Genomic DNA, 15,376 nt, shown 5'->3' with positions numbered 1-15,376 from the left:
CGGCGGGGTGGTCCGGGAGGGGCCCGGGGCTCCCCGCTTGCATGGACAGGGAAGCGGTCGTCCAGGGGTCGGGCGGGCATGACACTTCCGGTGTGCGGCCCGCAAGGTTCGCTTTCCGGGAGCGGCGGGCCGGAAGAGAATGGACCCTTCCGACCGTTCTGCGGGGTCCATGAAGGCTGGCGGCACGAGCAGGGTGTGGGTGCGCAGGAGCCTGGGCCTGCTCGGGCTGGCCGTGCTCACGGTGCTCGCCCTGTCCCACTTCGTGCGCCTGCGCTACCAGGGCCGCATCGTGCCGCTGGCGGAGGCGCCGGCGGCGCCGCTGGCGCTGGTGTTCGGGGCGGGGCTCGCGCCGGGGGCGGTGCCGTCGCCGGTGCTGGCGCAGCGGCTGGACGCGGCGATCGCGCTCTGGCGGCAGGGCAAGGTGCAGGCGCTGCTGGTGAGCGGGGACAACTCCGCGCCCTTCCACGACGAGACGCGGGCCATGCGGCGCTACCTGGTGGAGCGCGGGGTGCCGGAGGCGGTGGTGCTGGGCGACGAGGCGGGGCTGTCCACCTATGACAGCTGCCTCAGGGCGCACACGGTGTTCGGCGCGGACCGGGCGGTGCTGGTGACCCAGCGCTTCCACCTGTCGCGGGCGCTGTTCATCGCCAACTCGGTGGGCATCGACGCGTGGGGCGTGGCGGCGGACGAGGGCCGCGCGACCCCCTGGCGCTACACGGTGCGCGAGACGCTCTCCCGGGTGCTCGCGCTGGGCATGGTGCTGCTGAAGGTGGAGCCCGGCAGCCTCAACAGCCGGCCACCGACAGCCCCTCGCTGACGCGGGCCGGGCCCGGCAGGCAGGCGTGCGGCTGGGATTGCCAGCCCCGTCCGGGGGTCTCATTTTCGTTGGGACACGGAAGCTTTCTCAACCGTCCCTGTCGGGGAGACCCCATGCGATTCAACAAGCTCGGAGACGAGGATGTGGGCGAGTCCACCTCGCTGCGCCACCGGAACCCGGACACCGGAGAGGACGAGATCAACATCACGGATCAGGACCTGGCCCTGTCGCCCCCGATGGAAGAGGAGGCGGAGGCCCGGGACATCCTGCCGGATCAGATCCAGGAGTTCCGCCGGGGCGACGAGGAGGAAGAAGAGGAGCGCGAGCTGACCGCGCAGCCTGACGACCCGCGTCCCCGCTCGCATCCGTCCGACCTGCTCCCCGAAGGGTAGCCGGGTCCGCCCGGGCAGCACGGGGCGGGTTCAACAGGGCGCGTCCCCGGGTGGGGGACGCGCCCTTGTTTCAGGGCCACGGCGTCAGGACCGACGCCGCGCGAGTTGGACGCGCCCCTGGTTTCAGGGGTGTGGCCGAGTCAGGACCGACGCGCGGACTTCTTCGCCGCGGGCTTGCGGGAGGCCGTCCTCGCGGCGCCCTTCTTCGCGGCGGCCCTCTTGTTCGCGGCGCTCGCGCCCCGCTTCGGAGCCGCAGCCTTCTTCGCGGCGCCCTTCTTCGCGGCGCTCGCGCCCCGCTTCGGAGCCGCGGCCTTCTTCGCGGCGCCGCGCTTGGAGGCGGCGCCCTTCTTCGCGACCGCACCCTTCTTGGCAGCTGCGCCCTTCGCGGCGGCCTTCTTGGCGGTGCCTCGCGAGGGAGCGGCCGCCTTCTTCGCGGCGGCCTTCTTCGCAGCGCCCCGCATGGGGGCGGCCTTCTTCGCGGCGGCCTTGCGTGCTCCACCGCGCGTCGGTGCGGCCGCTGCGGACGTCTTCTTTCCAGCGGCCTTGCGGGCGGGTTCCGGCGCGGGCTCGGGCTTCGTCGCGGCCCTGCGGACGGGCTCGGGCGCGGACTTCGTCGCGGTCTTGCGGACGGGCTCCGGCTTAGGCTCGGACTCCGGCGCGGCCGCGGACTTGCGCGCGCTTCCCCGGACCGGCGCGGACGGGGCCTCATCGGACGGCGGCACGACGGCCAGCGCCGCACGACCCTTCTTCTCCGCGGGGGCTCGCACCTTCTTCGTCTCGGGCTCCTCGAACAGCTCCTCCTGGGCGCCCTCGTCCGACTCCGCTTCTTCGTCTTCCTCGCGCTCCGAGTCCTCGTCGGCGTCCTGCGCCAGCGCGGCCAGGTCGCGCGAGTAGTCGCGGTCCCTCGCGTCCGTGGGCGGCGCTTCCCCTTCACCCTCGAAGGCCGTGCGGCGGCTGTCCTCGTCCTCCTCGCCCGTGTCGGCCTCGGCGCCGGACAGCGCGCCCTGCAACACGGCGTTCATGGCCCGCGCGAAGGTCCGCTCCCCGAAGCTCTCCACCTCGACGGGCGGGACCAGCACCTCGATCATGTCCTTGAGGGTGCGGTACAGCCGCATCTCCTTCTTCTCGTTCTCCCAGGTGCCAAAGACCCAGTCGTCCGAGTCCAGCGCCTCCACCCAGCCGGGCAGCGGCCCTCCGCCGTCCCCCTGCTCCTCCATCGCGGACTTGCGCGCGACGAACAGGTGACGGTGCGGCCCCTTCAACCCGAAGCGCCATACGCCCGCGGCGGGCAGCCCCACCAGGCTCAGCCGGCTCTTCTCCAGGACGCTGGGCGCACCCTCGTCACCCCGCAGCGGGTACAGGCGCACCTCGCCCTGGAACTCACCGCCGTTGAGCGTCTGGTACAGGTTCGCGAGATCCGGCGGAAACGGGACGCCACACTCCGTTTCGGCGCGGCGGACCTCTTCCGCTCGCACACCCTCCGAGGCCGCCTTCGCCGACTTGCGCAGTGCCTCCAACCACTCGTGCATGACCCCTCCACGACTTCGACAGCCACCGGGGCTCGCACCTTACGGTGCCTGGGCCCCCGTGCGCAGTGTGCATGTCGGGTTTCGTCCACCCGACACCTCCAGGCCCCCCGGCGACGCCGGAAAGCCCCCCTGGAGACATATCTGGAGAACCTGACACCGCGGGCCCCTCCATCCCCGCGCCCGCCTGCTCCGGGGCCTGCCAGCCAGGGTGGAAGCCCGGGGGGCCCCCGGTTAGGAAGGACGCCATGGCGCATCCCGTGAGCTACGAGGCAACGGCCGAGACCTTCGACGCGCTCGTCCTGGAACCCCGCGACGAGCTGGTGGTGGTGGACTTCTGGGGCCCCGGCTGCCCCAACTGCGACATCTACGCGGCGGCCGAACCCGACCTCCTCGCGGAGCTGGAGGGCGCGCCCATGCGCGTCGTCAAGGTCAACGCCTACGAGCACGAGTCCCTGGCCACCCGCTTCGGCCTGCACGGCATCCCCACGTTCCTGCTGTTCCTCAACGGGGAGCGGCTGGGGAAGATGAGCCAGTACTACGGCAAGCCGTACTGGCTGGGCGTCATCCGCGACCACCTGCCCAAGCAGGCCCCGGCCGTGGCCTCCGCGTCCTGAGCCGCGCCCCGCCTCACTGGTAGCCGCGCGCCTGCAGCCGGAACAGGTGCGCGTATCGCCCATCGAGCGCCATCAGCTCGTCGTGGCTGCCCAGCTCCTGCACGGTGCCGTTGTGCAGCACGGCGATCTGATCCGCCATGCGCACCGTGGAGAAGCGGTGGGAGATGACGATGGCGATGCGGTCCGCGGCCAGCGCCTGGAAGCGCTCGAAGAGGGCGTGCTCGGCCTCCGCGTCGATGCTCGCGGTGGGCTCATCCAGGATGAGCACCTCCGCGTCGTCGCGCATGAAGGCCCGGGACACCGCCAGCTTCTGCCACTGGCCGCTGGACAGCTCCTGGCCCTTCTCGAACCAGCCGCCGAGCATCGTGTCGTACTGGCCGGGCAGCGTCGCGATGACGGTGTTCGCCCCGCCCTGCTCCGCCGCGCGCTCGATGCGCGGCCGGTCCTCCAGCGCGGCCACGTGCCCCAACCCGATGTTCTCCGCCACGTTGAACTGGTAGCGCACGAAGTCCTGGAACACCGCCCCGAAGCGGCTGCGCAGGTCGCCCACGTCCATGGCCACCGTGTCCACGCCGCCATAGAGGACCTTCCCCTCCGTCGGCTCGTACATGCGCAAGAGCAGCTTCACGAGCGTGCTCTTCCCCGCGCCGTTCTCCCCCACCAGCGCCAGCTTCTGGCCGGGCTTGAGCGTCAGCGACACGTTGCGCAGCGCCCACGCGTCCTTGCCCGCGTAGCGGAAGGACACGTCGCGCAGCTCGATGGCGTTGCCCGGCCCCCGCGGCGGGCTGAGCGCGGGCAGCACGAGCGCCGTCTCCCCCGTCGTGGGGATGTCCAGGTACGCGAAGAGGTTGCTCATGAAGAGCGCGTCCTCGTACATGGAGCCCACGCTGGTGAGGATGCCCTGGAACGCGGCCTGCCCCTGCCGGAACACGGACAGGTACAGCACCATGTCGCCCACGGAGATGCCGCCCGCCGCCGCGCGGCTCGCGACGAAGAGGTAGCAGCCGTAGAAGGCCGCCAGCGACAGCAGGCCCAGCCCCAGCCCCCACGCCATGCGCTTGCGCGCGAGCGCCCGGTCCTCCGCGAAGAACTTCTGGAACAGCGTGCGGTAGCGCCCCAGCACCAGCGGCCCCAACCCGAAGAGCTTCACCTCCTTCACGGTGCTGTCGCGCGTGAGGATCCACTCCAGGTAGTTGAGCTTGCGGCCTTCGGGTGCCCGCCACGAATAGAGCCGGAAGCCCTCCGCCGCCAGCCGCGCCTCCGCGATGAACGCGGGGATGGACGCGAGCAGCAGCACGCCCACGCTCCACGGCGACAGCGACACCAGCAGCACCGCGTAGGTGGACAGGGTGATGACGTTGCGCACGATGCTGAACGCCTGCATCACCAGCGACAGGGGCCGCGCGTTCGCCTCGCGCCGCGCGTTCTGCATCTTGTCGTAGGTGTCCGAGTCCTCGAAGTGCTTGAGCTCCAGCTCCAGCGCCTTCTGGAGGATGCGCTCGTTGAGCAGGTTGCCCAGGTGCGCGCGCAGCAAATCCCTCGTGAGCGTCAGCCCCCGGTCCACCACCGCGGAGCCCACCATCAGCGCGAACTCCGTGGCCACCAGCCCCAGCACCCGCGTGTGCGCCGTGGCGTCGCCCTGCGCCGCCGCCACCACCGTGTCCACGATGAGCTTGCCCACCCACGCGATGCCCGCGGGCAGCACGGCGGCCACCAGCGTCAGCAGGCCCAGCACCACCGCGCCCCGGGGGCTCGCCTGCCAGAAGAGGCGGAAGGTGCCGGGGAGCTGCTTGAAGAGGACGCCCGCGTTCTTCAGGCGGGAGCGGAGCGACGGCGGCGGCGGCGTGACGGGGGGTGACAAAGTGCCGCCCCTCATAACGCGCTGCCGGCCGCCGCGCTGGCTTCCCGTCGCGGACCGGGGACTCCGGCTCCTCAGTCGTGGGGCACGGAGCGGGACGGGGGGCCACCGTCTGGCAGGACGGCGGACGGGGCGACGTGGCGGGAGATGAGCACGTCGCAGCGCGAGTGCCCCAACACCCCCTGGATGAGCGTGGGGCGCGGCGAGACCGACGACATGCCCAGGGCCAGCAGGTCCGAGTCACGCTCGAGCGACTCCGCCAGGATGCCCTCCTCGGGGTTGCCGGTGCGCACGCGGATGCCCAGCTCGCGGCCCGTCTCCCGGTAGGGCGCCAGGAAGCGCCCGAGCGCCACCCTCGCCGCGTCCTCGCGCTCCTGCCGCAGCCGGAACCACCGGTCCAGCGGCGCGTCCTCGCGCTGGAGGGCCGCCTCCTCCTCGCGCGTGTCCACGACGTGCAACACCTCCACGGGCGTCGAGGGCGGGCACAGGCGCAGGGTGAGCTCCAGTGCCCGGCGCGACTCGCGCGAGAAGTTCACCGCGACGAGGGGCCGGTGGTACACGCGGCCCGGGTGCGGCACCACCACCAGCACGGACGTGTCCACCTCGCGCACCAGCCGCATCAGCATGCAGGTGTCGGGCAGCGGCGCCACCGGGTACTTCATCAGCGAGGGACGGCCCACCACCAGCACCTCCGCGCCCTGCTCCTTCACCAGCTCCGATGCCACGCGCGGCGCGTCCCCGGCGCGCAGCTCCTCGCGCACGTCCACGTCCGGCCGCTGGCGCAACCGCCGACAGGTCGACGTCACCGCGCGGCGCAGGCAGCGCGCCCCGACCACCGTGCCGTCGGGCCCCCTGTGGCCATCCAGCGGCGGGCTCACGTGCAGCACGCTCAAGGCCGCCCCGTGCGCCAGGGGAAGCCGCAGCGCCCGGGCCAGCGCGAACTCGGATTGCAGGGAGAAGTTCAGCCCCACCACCACCCGCTTCAGCCCGCGTTGGGCGCGGAGCAGGCCTTCGGGCAACAAGGGCGGACCGCTCCGGGAAGACACGCTCGGTCTCATCTCGACTCCCTCCTTCCTCGACCTCACGGCGCGGACATCCAGGGCCTGGCGGGAACTCACCTCACGCACGGGCGGGACGGCCACTGCACGGCGTCATGGGCTCCGCGTCGCGCGAAGCTCCCATGCACATACATTCAGGCCTGACGGTGGATGTGCCACGCGCCTCGCAGGGACGCTGCTCCTTCGACCGGGCGACGGGGCCCCCACTGCCCGCCCGTCCCAGGCGCTTGGACCGGTCCTCCGTTACGCGTGAGACGAAGCCCTCTGTAACGTTTTCAGGGCGCGACTCCGGGTCGTGCACCGTGACGCGGGCAGGCGTGCGGCCGAGGTCGGCGATTCAAGGGGTTGGGACGTCCAGCGGTGGACGTTGGGCCAGGACGGCAGGTCGCGGGGAACGGCCAGCCCTTTGCAATGACCTTCGACCGGCAAGACGCCTTGCCATGGGCGGCGGGTCGGACGGCAGGAAGCAAGGGAGCGGGTCATGCGCGGGGTCATCACCGGACGTGAGGTGGTTGCCAATCTGGGACTCATCTACCGGGAGTTCGGAACAGCCTGTGTGCTGCGCTGTCTCTGGGTGATGGTGAGCGGCAAATCCACCACCTTCCTCGAAGTGGCGTGTCCCTGCGACAAGATGCGGAACTGACGCAGCGACATCCCTCGAAGAAACAGCTCGGGCCGCGGGAAGCACTCGCTTCCGCGGCCCGAATGTTTTGAAGGGTATCGCCTAGCGCTGATGCGGGTCGGCGTCGCGGCGCGGCTCCTTGTCGCCGTCCACCGCGTCCTTGATGACGCGCTTGGCGTCCTCGACCTTGCCCTTGATGTTGCCCTTGAGCGTGTCGGCCTTGCCCTCGGCCTCCAGCGAGCGATCGCCGGTCGCCACGCCCACGGTCTCCTTCACCTTGCCCTTGGCCTTGTCAGTCCACTCACCCATGGCGTCCTCCTGACGTCGTTGTGTGAAGCGTTGGTGCAGAGAACGTGGGCATGTCGCATGCGCATGGCACGCGGCGACAGCACGCCCGCCCGCTCGCCCTCCTGCCCGCCTACCACCAGACGTTCTTGTAGGGCCGGTCCTTGGAGGCGTGCCCGCTTCGCACCGTCGTCGCGGAGCGGTCCACGCTCTCCTCCCACAGCAGGCTCACCGTGGTGATGGCGCCCGCGGAGCCCAGGAACGACAGCACGTAGGGCGTGGACTGGTTGAAGCCGCCCAGCACGATCCCGGAGATGAGCAGCACCGCCGCGCCCACGCCGGCGCCGAAGAAGTCCGCGCGCAAGATCTGGGACGGCGTCGGGTTGTAGCGCATGGTCGCCAGCGCCAGCGCGCCCGCGCCCACGCCCGGGGCGATGAGCAGCATGTCCTTCCACGTCTTGCCGGAGATGGACGTGCCGGAGAAGTGGACGATGGCGAGCAAGAGCGCGCTGTACGCCGCCGCCCAGCCCGCGCCGGAGGCCACCAGCAGGCCGTCGTTGAGCGGGAGCTGTCCGCCGCCGATGCCCGCCGTCAGCCACGCGCCCAGCTCCGCGCCCAGGAACGCGGACCAGGTGAGCACGCCCGGATCCTGCGTGAGCAGGTCCATGAAGCCCGCGAAGAACATGGAGCCCACCAGCGAGTTGCCGACGCTGAAGTTGGCCATGGGCTGATCCACCCAGTTGTTGAACTGCCACCACGCGGAGGCGCCGAAGCCCAGGCCCGCGCCGATGAGCGTGCCCGCGAGCATCGCCTCGCGCGAGCTGCGGTCGAAGCTGAAGTCCTGCGAGAACGCCTGGGTGAAGAAGCCGCCCAGCGCGCCCATCGCCGTGTGGTGCATCACGAACGTCATGCTGCCGGGACCGGAGAGGAACGGCCCGCGGCGGCGCTGGCCATCCAGGAACACGCCATTGTCCGCGGGGGGCGGGCGCACCGTGGACGCGGTCGCGCTGTCCGGGTTCGACTCCTGGCGCACGCCGGACGGGCCCTCCGTCAGCGGGGCCTGCGGTTCGGTGCGCAGGCGGTCCGGATCCGGAGGCGCGCGGGGCGCGTCACTCGCGGGCGGATACGTGTCGTTCGGGTTCGCCGGCGGGTAGCTCGAAGGCGGCGGCTGCGCGTAGCCGTCGTTCGACGGAGGCGCGGCCTGCTGCGAAGGCGGATACGCGTCGTTGGACGGAGGCGCGGCCTGCTGCGAGGGCGGATACGCGTCGTTGGACGGAGGCGTGGCCTGCGGCTGGCCATAGGCTCCGTTGGACGGAGGCGCGGACTGCGAAGGCGGAGGTGCTTCGGCCTGGGACGGCGGCGCCGCGTACATGGGCGACGCGGGCGGAGGCGGAGGCTGGGGCGCCGGGTACACGGACGTGCCACCCGCCTGCGCGTGGGCAAGGCCCGACAACATCAGCGCGACAGCGAGGACGGTGACAGGGAGGTTCCAGCTTCGATGAGGTGACACGTAGGGGGCTCCTTGGGTCCGACCGTGCGGCAGAAAACCACAACCCGTGCGCACATGCCGGATTTCCGCTCCGGAGTCGACAGTCGCGCACGCACGGGGTCCACCGCACGACGCGCGGAAAGTTCCACCGCGACACGCGCGCGAATGCGGCATCTTCGCGGCACCATGCCCGAAGGCATCTCGTGGTCCGAACTCGACGTCGACGCCGCCCGCATCCAGGTGGTGAACGCGGCCCCCTTCCCCTCCGGCCAGCGGGACTTCGTCCTCTACTGGTGCATGGTGAACCACCGCGCGGAGGAGAACCACGCGCTGGACGCCGCCATCGCGCTGGGCAACCACCTGGGCCTGCCCGTCGTCGTCTACCAGGCCCTCCGTCCGGACCATCCCTACGCGTCGGAGCGGCTCCACGCGTGGGCGCTGGAGGGCATGGAGGACATGGCCAAAGGCTGCGCCGCGCGCGGCCTGCCGTACTGGCTGGAGCTGCCGCGCACGAAGAAGGAACACGTGCCCCGGATCGCGAAGCTGGGCCGGCGCGCCGCGGCCGTCGTGTCTGACTTGTTCCCCACGTACATCATCCCGGGCCACCTGCGCGGCGCCGCGAAGACGCTGGGCGTGCCGCTCATCGCCGTGGACGCCTCATGTGTCGTGCCCATGCAGCGCATCCCCGCGGCCCAGGTGGGCGCGTACGCGCTGCGCCCCAAGCTGCGCAAGCTGTGGCCGGAGTACCTGGAGCGCACCCTGCCCAAGCGCAAGCTGAAGGCCCCGGCCGCATCGCTGCAACCGGACTTCACCGTGGCCGACGCGGCGAAGGCGCGCGCCGCGCTGACCACGTTCGCGGTGGATCACTCCGTGAAGCCGCTGGACGAGCGCGGCGGTCGCAAGGCGGGCCTCAAGGCCCTGCGCACGTTCCTCGAGGCGCGGCTGGAGGGCTACGAGACGGGACGGAATGATCCGGGCCTGGGCCAGCACTCCAACCTGTCGCCCTACTTCCACTGGGGCAACCTCTTCCCGGGCGAGGCGGCCCGCGCGGCCATCGCGGCGAAGGGCCGGGAACATCCCGCCGTGCAGTCCTTCCTGGAGGAGCTGCTCGTGCGCCGCGAGCTGGGCTTCAACTACTGCTTCCACACGCCCGGCCCGAAGCAGCTCACCGTGGCGTCCCTGCCCCCCTGGGCTCGCGAGACGCTCTCCCGCCACCAGGCGGATCCGCGTCCGCACCTGTACTCCTACGAGGACCTGGAGCACGGCCGCACGCAGGATCCGCTCTGGAACGCGTCCCAGCGCGAGCTGCGGGAGCGCGGGCGGATCCACAACTACCTGCGCATGCTCTGGGGGAAGAAGATCCTCGAGTGGAGCGCCACGCCGCAGGAGGCGCTGGAGCGCATCGCGAAGCTCAACGACACCTACGCGGTGGACGGGCGCGACCCGGCGAGCGTCTCCAACTTCATGTGGGTCCTGGGGCTGCATGACCGGCCCTTCCAGGAGCGCGCGGTGCTGGGGAAGGTGCGGCCCATGAGCTCGCTGCGCACGGCCCAGAAGTTCGACCTCGCCCCGTACCTGGAGCGCTGGGGGACCTGAACAAGGCCGCCCGCCAGGCCGCCGGTGGACATCCCCAGCATTCCACACAACACGGCGGTTCCCTTTCGGGCCGGGGCTCACTAAACCGCTTGGACCAGCCACCTTTCCGGACAGGAGTCACCGCCATGGGCATGTTGAAATTCGAGGTCCCCCACAACCTTCCCAAGGACGAGGTCAAGAAGCGCGTCGAGCAGCTCCTCAACTACTGGGGCACGAAGTACGGCGTGAAGTCCGACTGGACGGGTGAGGAGGGCGCGAAGCTCGCCGGCAAGGTGATGGGCATCAACCTGGACGCCAGCTTCGTCATCACCGACAAGACCGTGACGGGCGAAGGCACCGACCCCGGCATGCTCCTGCGTGGCCAGGCCAAGTCGTACCTGCAGAAGAAGTTCGGCGCCGTGTTGGATCCGTCCAAGAGCCTGGATCAGGTCAAGGGCAACCTGGACTGACCGCCGCCACGGCCGGGCAACAACGTCAGCCCGGCTGTTCCTCCAGCGCGGCCAGCGCATAGCGGGCCGCGCGGGAGATGGACTCCGCCGAATCCAGCATCTCCGGGTAGTGCCCCGCCAGCGGGCGCTGCGGATACTTGAGCTGCGCGACGGCGTTGCGGTAGCTGCGCCGGGCCGCCTCGAAGTCCTGGGTGCGCTCCTGCACCTGGGCCAGCAGGTAGTGGCCGATGGCCAGCGTGGGCTCCAGGAAGAGCGCCTTCGCCAATTCGGAGCGCGCCTCGGCCAGGTTCCCCGCCTGCATCGCCGCCACGCCGCCGAAGATGCGCGCCTCCACGCACAGCGGCTCGCGCTGGAGCGCCTGCGCGAAGGTGTCGCGCGCGTTGTTGATGCGGCCGGTGAGCGAGTACAGGTTGCCCAGCGTCAGGAGCGCGTCCAGGTCGCTCGGCTCGTCCACCAGCAGCTTCTCCACGCCGTCGATGGCGCCGGGGAAATCCCCCTGCGTCATCTTGCGCACCGCCAGGTTGAGGCGCTCCGCGGGCGGCAGGAGCAGCGGCCACGCACCTCCGGCGCCGGCCGTGTTTCCGGGGCGCGGAGGTGTGCCGTCCGCCGCCGGGCGAGGCGTGGAGGCGTTCATCCGCACCACCGGGAAGGTGCCCGTGGACCGCTCCGTCACCCCGCGGCCCGGCGGCTCCGCCGGACGCGAGGGCTCCACCCGGGCGGCCGGGAACTCACCGGTGCGCCGTCCGGGTGGGTTGTGGGCCACGGAGGGCATTTCGGTGGTGGGCCGGCGCGCGACGTCCCCCAGCCGTGAGCCGGAGGCGCCCGCGCTGCCCGTCACCCGCAGCTTCGCGGCGGCCGCGGCGTTGGCCTGCATGCGCTGGCGGACCTCCACCGCGAAGGACTCCGGGGTGCCGGGGCGCAGGGGCGCATCCGACGGGCCGGACACGCGAGGCGGCGGAGTCAGGGGGCGCTCGCCCAGCGGTCGCCGGTACACGAACGCGCCGTCCACTTCGATCATCTCGAAGCGGTCATAGACCTTGAACAGGCTCTCCGAGTACCCCAGGAACAAGAGCCCGCCCGGGCGCAGCGCGGCGAGGAACCGGTCCATCAACCCGCGGATGGTGGGCAGGTCGAAGTAGATGATGACGTTGCGGCAGAGGATGAGGTCCAACGACGCGGGCGCCACCTTGTCGAACACCGGCGCGGCCAGGTTCTGCCCGTCGAAGCGGATGTACTCGCGAAGGATGGGCGACGCCTCGTAGCCCTCGTCCACCGGCTTGAAGAAGCGCTTCAGCCGCTCCGCGCCAATGGCCATCGCCCGCCGGCTGGTGAAGCGCCCCTGCCGCGCGGCCTCCACCGCGGCCAGGTTCAGGTCGGTGGCCCACAGGTCCACCTCCACCGCGAGCGCGCCCAACTCCGCCATCACGAGCGCCAGGCTGTAGGGCTCCTCGCCGGTGGCGCAGCCCGCGGACCAGATGGACACCTTGCGCATCTCGCGCCGCGCCCGCGCGAGCAGCTCCGGCAGCACGCTCTGCTCCAGCGCGCGGAACTGCTTGGCGTCGCGGAAGAACTCCGTGTGCCCCACCGTCACCAGCGGCAGGAGCGCGCGCAGCTCCTCCTCGCCGTGGGTGCCCAGCAGCCGCTGCATGTACTTGTCCGGATCGCTCAGGCCCAGCACGGGCATGCGCGTGGACAGCGCGAGCCTCAGGCTGTGGTAGCCGTCCAGGGTGATCTTCAGCCCCGCGCGCTCCAAGAGGAGCGCGGCCAGCTGCTGGAGGACCTTGTTGCCGACGGTCAGCACGCGTCCACCCACTGCACGAGCGTCGGACCGATGCGCTCGAGCGGCAGCACCTCTTGCGCCGCGCCCAGCAGCACCGCCTCGCGCGGCATGCCGTAGACGACGCACGAAGCCTCGTCCTGCGCGATGGTGCGTCCGCCCCGCTCGCGAATCTCCTTCAGACCCCTGGCCCCGTCGCGGCCCATGCCCGTCAGGATGACGCCGATGCAGCGGCGTCCGAAGGCCTCCCCCGCCGAAGTGAGCAGCATGTCACACGAGGGGCGGAAGCCCCGCAGGGCAGGTCCCGAGTCCAATTCCAGACGGCCCTCCGGCTTCACCAGCAGATGTCCTCCTGAAGGGGCGATGTACACCGTCCCCGGCTCCATCCAGGCGTCATGCGTCGCTTCGACGACGCGCAACGCGGTCTCCGAGGAGAGCCAGTGCGCCAGCCCCTCCGTGAAGCCCTCACTGATGTGCTGACAGTAGGCGATGGGCGCCGGGAAACCGCGCGGAATCATGCGCAGCACCTGGGCGACGGCCTTCGGGCCGCCCAGCGACGCAGCCAGCGCCACCAGGGGGAACGGTGCGGCGGGTCCCTCCGGCGCCTGCCTGCTGACGGAGGGTGACGGGCGCACGCCCTTCACCTGCGCCAGCATCACCAGCTTGCGGCCCACCGAGTGCCAGAACTCCGGCCCCGGGTGGATGGGCCGGTCCATCACGTCCAGCGCCCCCAGGGCCAGGGCCTGGAACGCCTGCTGGCCGGTGAGCACCCCCGGGTGCAGCGCGAGGATGGGCACCGGCCGGGCCGCCATGATGCGCTCGATGGCGCCCAGCGCCTCCGCGTGGAGCAGGTCCACCAGGAGCACGTCCGGGAAGTGGCGCCGGACGACGTCCTCCACGCCCACGAAGTCCGCTTCGGGCGGACCCACGGCCACGAGCGACTCCCCGTCGAAGAGCCTGTGCGCCAGCCCGCGCAGACCCCGCCCGACCAGGAGTACCCGGAACGCGAGTCCCGTCACCGCCGTGCCCCCACCCACCCGTGGCTCCTCAGGTCAGCCGATCGATGGACTGCGCCAGACTCTCCACACCCAGCTCGCCCTTGACGAGGTACGCGTCCGCGCCCGCATCCAGGCCGCGCCGCTTGTCCTCCGGCGACGCGAGCGACGACAGGATGATGACCGGGATGCGCGCCACGGAGGGCGTCGCCTTCAGCCGTCGCGTGAGCGAGAAGCCGTCCAGCTTGGGCATCTGCACGTCGGTGAGGATGAGGTCGTACGTGTTCGTCTGCACCTTCGCGTAGGCCTCCTCGCCGTCCTGCGCCTCCTCCACGATGTGGCCCAGCGCCTTGACGAGCGCGCCCTCGGTCGCCCGGGCGATGGGCGAGTCGTCCACCAGCAGCACCCGCAGCCGTCGGCTGGCGGGGGCCTGGGTGACGGGGCGGGCCATGCGGCGCACCTCGGTCATGATGTCCGGCACGTGCAGCAGCACCGCGATGCGCCCGTCCTCCAGCGCCGCCGTGCCCGCGATGAAGGGCGCGCCCTTGAGGAACTCGCCGCCGCAGGGCTTCACCGCGACCTCGCGCTCGTCCACGAAGCCGTCCACCACCAGCGCGGCGTAGTCGTCGCCGTGGCGCACCACCACCGCGGGAGGCTTGTCGAAGCGGTTGCCGCCGTTGAGGCCCAAGAGCGGCCCCAGCGCCACGAGCGCCGTGGGCTTGCCCCGGTGCCGCACCGCCAGCGTGCCGAACACCTCCATGCGGTCATCGGGCTTGATGCGCATGACGGCCACCACGTCCGCGGCGGGCATGCCGTAGACGTCGTCGCCCAGGCGCACCAGCAGGACCTTCATCAGGGCCAGCGACTGCGGCAGGCGCAGCGTGATGGTGGTGCCACGGCCCTGACGGCTCGCGACGCCCACCGAACCGCCCAGCGTCTCCACCTTGCGCTTCACCACGTCCATGCCCACGCCGCGGCCGGACAGCTCGCTGACCTGTTCGCGGGTGGAGAAGCCGGGACGGAAGATGAGCTCGATGGCCTCGCGCTCCGACAGCGCCGCGGCCTGCACCGGCGACAGCAGGCGCTTGTTGACGGCCACCTGCTTGAGCCGGTCCGTGTCCATGCCCCGGCCGTCGTCCTCCACCTCGATGTGGAGCATGTCGCCGTCCACGCGCACCCGGATGCGGATGCGGCCCGTGGCGGGCTTGCCCATCTGCTGGCGCAGGTCCGGGGACTCCAGGCCGTGATCCACCGCGTTGCGCAGCAGGTGCACCAGCGCGTCGCGCACGTCGGCCAGCATGGACCGGTCCACGCCGATGTCGGCGTTCTCGATGACCAGGTCCACTTCCTTCTCCTGCGTCTTCGCGATGTCGCGCACCGCGCGCGGGAACGCGTCGAACACGGTGGCGAGCGGCACGAGCCGCGCCTCGGCCACGTGGTCCGCCAGCTGGGCCAGGTTGCCGTGCAGCGTGTTGATGCCGTCGCCGTTGCGGCGCACGAAGCGGAACGCGTCGTCGCGCAGCATGTGCAGGTCGGCTTCCGCGCGCTCCAGCTCCGAGCGCACCGCGTCCGGCACGTCCACCTGTTCGGACATCCGCAGGAAGCGGTCGCCCAGGCGGCTGAAGCGCTCGAAGAGGGCCGCCGTCTCCGTGCTGCGAAGCCGGCCGCGGGCGCTCTCCACCAGCAGGTCGCCGGCGAGCAGTCCCAGCGAGTCCAGCACCTCCACGTTCACGCGGATGCTGCGATCCGCGATGGAGTTGCCCTTCGCGACGTTCGGGGCCTCCTCCTCCTTCACGGGCGGAGGCGCCGCGACAGCGACGGGCTCGGCGGCACGCGCCGGGGAGACCGGAGCCACGGGGGCGGCGGACACGGCGGGAGCGGCCGGGGCCACGGAC

The 15,376-nt window shown here is 71.5% G+C and carries 14 protein-coding genes; 6 read left to right on the top strand and 8 right to left on the bottom strand.

Features of this window, described 5'->3' with window-relative positions; genetic code table 11:
- Window positions 1-169 precede the first annotated feature (169 nt).
- Window positions 170-817, top strand: coding sequence for a vancomycin high temperature exclusion protein (locus tag D7V97_RS26315; protein ID WP_120613388.1), 648 nt, complete (start codon window positions 170-172; stop codon window positions 815-817).
- Between the two features lie 113 nt (window positions 818-930).
- Window positions 931-1,209, top strand: a complete 279-nt coding sequence (locus D7V97_RS26310; protein WP_120613387.1) for a hypothetical protein — start codon at window positions 931-933, stop codon at window positions 1,207-1,209.
- 140 nt (window positions 1,210-1,349) lie between these two features.
- Here the strand turns inward: D7V97_RS26310 and D7V97_RS26305 are convergent, their stop codons facing one another.
- A complete protein-coding gene (locus tag D7V97_RS26305; RefSeq protein ID WP_120613386.1) occupies window positions 1,350-2,738 on the bottom strand; it encodes an SMI1/KNR4 family protein in 1,389 nt (462 codons plus the stop codon).
- A 245-nt stretch (window positions 2,739-2,983) separates the two neighbouring features.
- Between D7V97_RS26305 and D7V97_RS26300 the strand changes: the two genes are divergently transcribed.
- Entirely contained in the window at window positions 2,984-3,352 is a 369-nt protein-coding gene (locus tag D7V97_RS26300; RefSeq protein ID WP_120613385.1) for a co-chaperone YbbN, read from the top strand.
- Between the two features lie 13 nt (window positions 3,353-3,365).
- Here D7V97_RS26300 and D7V97_RS26295 read toward each other — a convergent pair whose 3' ends face one another.
- Window positions 3,366-5,228 (bottom strand): ABC transporter ATP-binding protein, encoded by a 1,863-nt coding sequence (locus D7V97_RS26295; protein WP_120613384.1) that lies wholly within the window; start codon window positions 5,226-5,228, stop codon window positions 3,366-3,368.
- Between the two features lie 56 nt (window positions 5,229-5,284).
- The gene (locus tag D7V97_RS26290; RefSeq protein ID WP_120613383.1) at window positions 5,285-6,268 is read right to left on the bottom strand and encodes a universal stress protein; all 984 of its coding nucleotides are present in this window, start codon (window positions 6,266-6,268) and stop codon (window positions 5,285-5,287) included.
- 481 nt (window positions 6,269-6,749) lie between these two features.
- On the opposite strand from D7V97_RS26290, the gene D7V97_RS45425 reads away from it, so the two are divergent.
- Window positions 6,750-6,911 (top strand): hypothetical protein, encoded by a 162-nt coding sequence (locus D7V97_RS45425; protein ID WP_199728940.1) that lies wholly within the window; start codon window positions 6,750-6,752, stop codon window positions 6,909-6,911.
- Window positions 6,912-6,992: 81 nt separating this feature from the next.
- On the opposite strand, the gene D7V97_RS26285 is transcribed toward D7V97_RS45425, so the two are convergent.
- Complete coding sequence (locus D7V97_RS26285) at window positions 6,993-7,199, bottom strand: CsbD family protein (RefSeq protein WP_120613382.1); 207 nt, start codon at window positions 7,197-7,199, stop codon at window positions 6,993-6,995.
- A 109-nt stretch (window positions 7,200-7,308) separates the two neighbouring features.
- Entirely contained in the window at window positions 7,309-8,685 is a 1,377-nt protein-coding gene (locus D7V97_RS26280; RefSeq protein ID WP_199728939.1) for a hypothetical protein, read from the bottom strand.
- Between the two features lie 165 nt (window positions 8,686-8,850).
- Between D7V97_RS26280 and D7V97_RS26275 the strand changes: the two genes are divergently transcribed.
- Window positions 8,851-10,260 (top strand): deoxyribodipyrimidine photo-lyase, encoded by a 1,410-nt coding sequence (locus D7V97_RS26275; RefSeq protein WP_120613390.1) that lies wholly within the window; start codon window positions 8,851-8,853, stop codon window positions 10,258-10,260.
- Between the two features lie 125 nt (window positions 10,261-10,385).
- Window positions 10,386-10,709 (top strand): polyhydroxyalkanoic acid system family protein, encoded by a 324-nt coding sequence (locus tag D7V97_RS26270; protein ID WP_120613380.1) that lies wholly within the window; start codon window positions 10,386-10,388, stop codon window positions 10,707-10,709.
- A gap of 25 nt (window positions 10,710-10,734) precedes the next feature.
- On the opposite strand, the gene D7V97_RS26265 is transcribed toward D7V97_RS26270, so the two are convergent.
- The 3 genes from D7V97_RS26265 to D7V97_RS26255 all read right to left on the bottom strand — a co-directional run.
- The gene (locus D7V97_RS26265; protein WP_120613389.1) at window positions 10,735-12,510 is read right to left on the bottom strand and encodes a protein-glutamate O-methyltransferase; all 1,776 of its coding nucleotides are present in this window, start codon (window positions 12,508-12,510) and stop codon (window positions 10,735-10,737) included.
- The gene (locus tag D7V97_RS26260; protein ID WP_120613379.1) at window positions 12,504-13,523 is read right to left on the bottom strand and encodes a chemotaxis protein CheB; all 1,020 of its coding nucleotides are present in this window, start codon (window positions 13,521-13,523) and stop codon (window positions 12,504-12,506) included. The genes D7V97_RS26265 and D7V97_RS26260 overlap by 7 nt, the downstream gene beginning before the upstream one ends.
- A 10-nt stretch (window positions 13,524-13,533) precedes the next feature.
- The coding region (locus tag D7V97_RS26255) for a hybrid sensor histidine kinase/response regulator (protein ID WP_199728938.1) at window positions 13,534-15,376 on the bottom strand (1,843 nt) is incomplete at its 5' end.

Origin of the sequence: Corallococcus sp. CA053C (assembly GCF_003611675.1) — a bacterium.
Lineage (GTDB): Bacteria > Myxococcota > Myxococcia > Myxococcales > Myxococcaceae > Corallococcus.
Note: the sequence above shows the minus strand (reverse complement) of the source record. Positions and strands in the feature narration are given on the sequence as shown.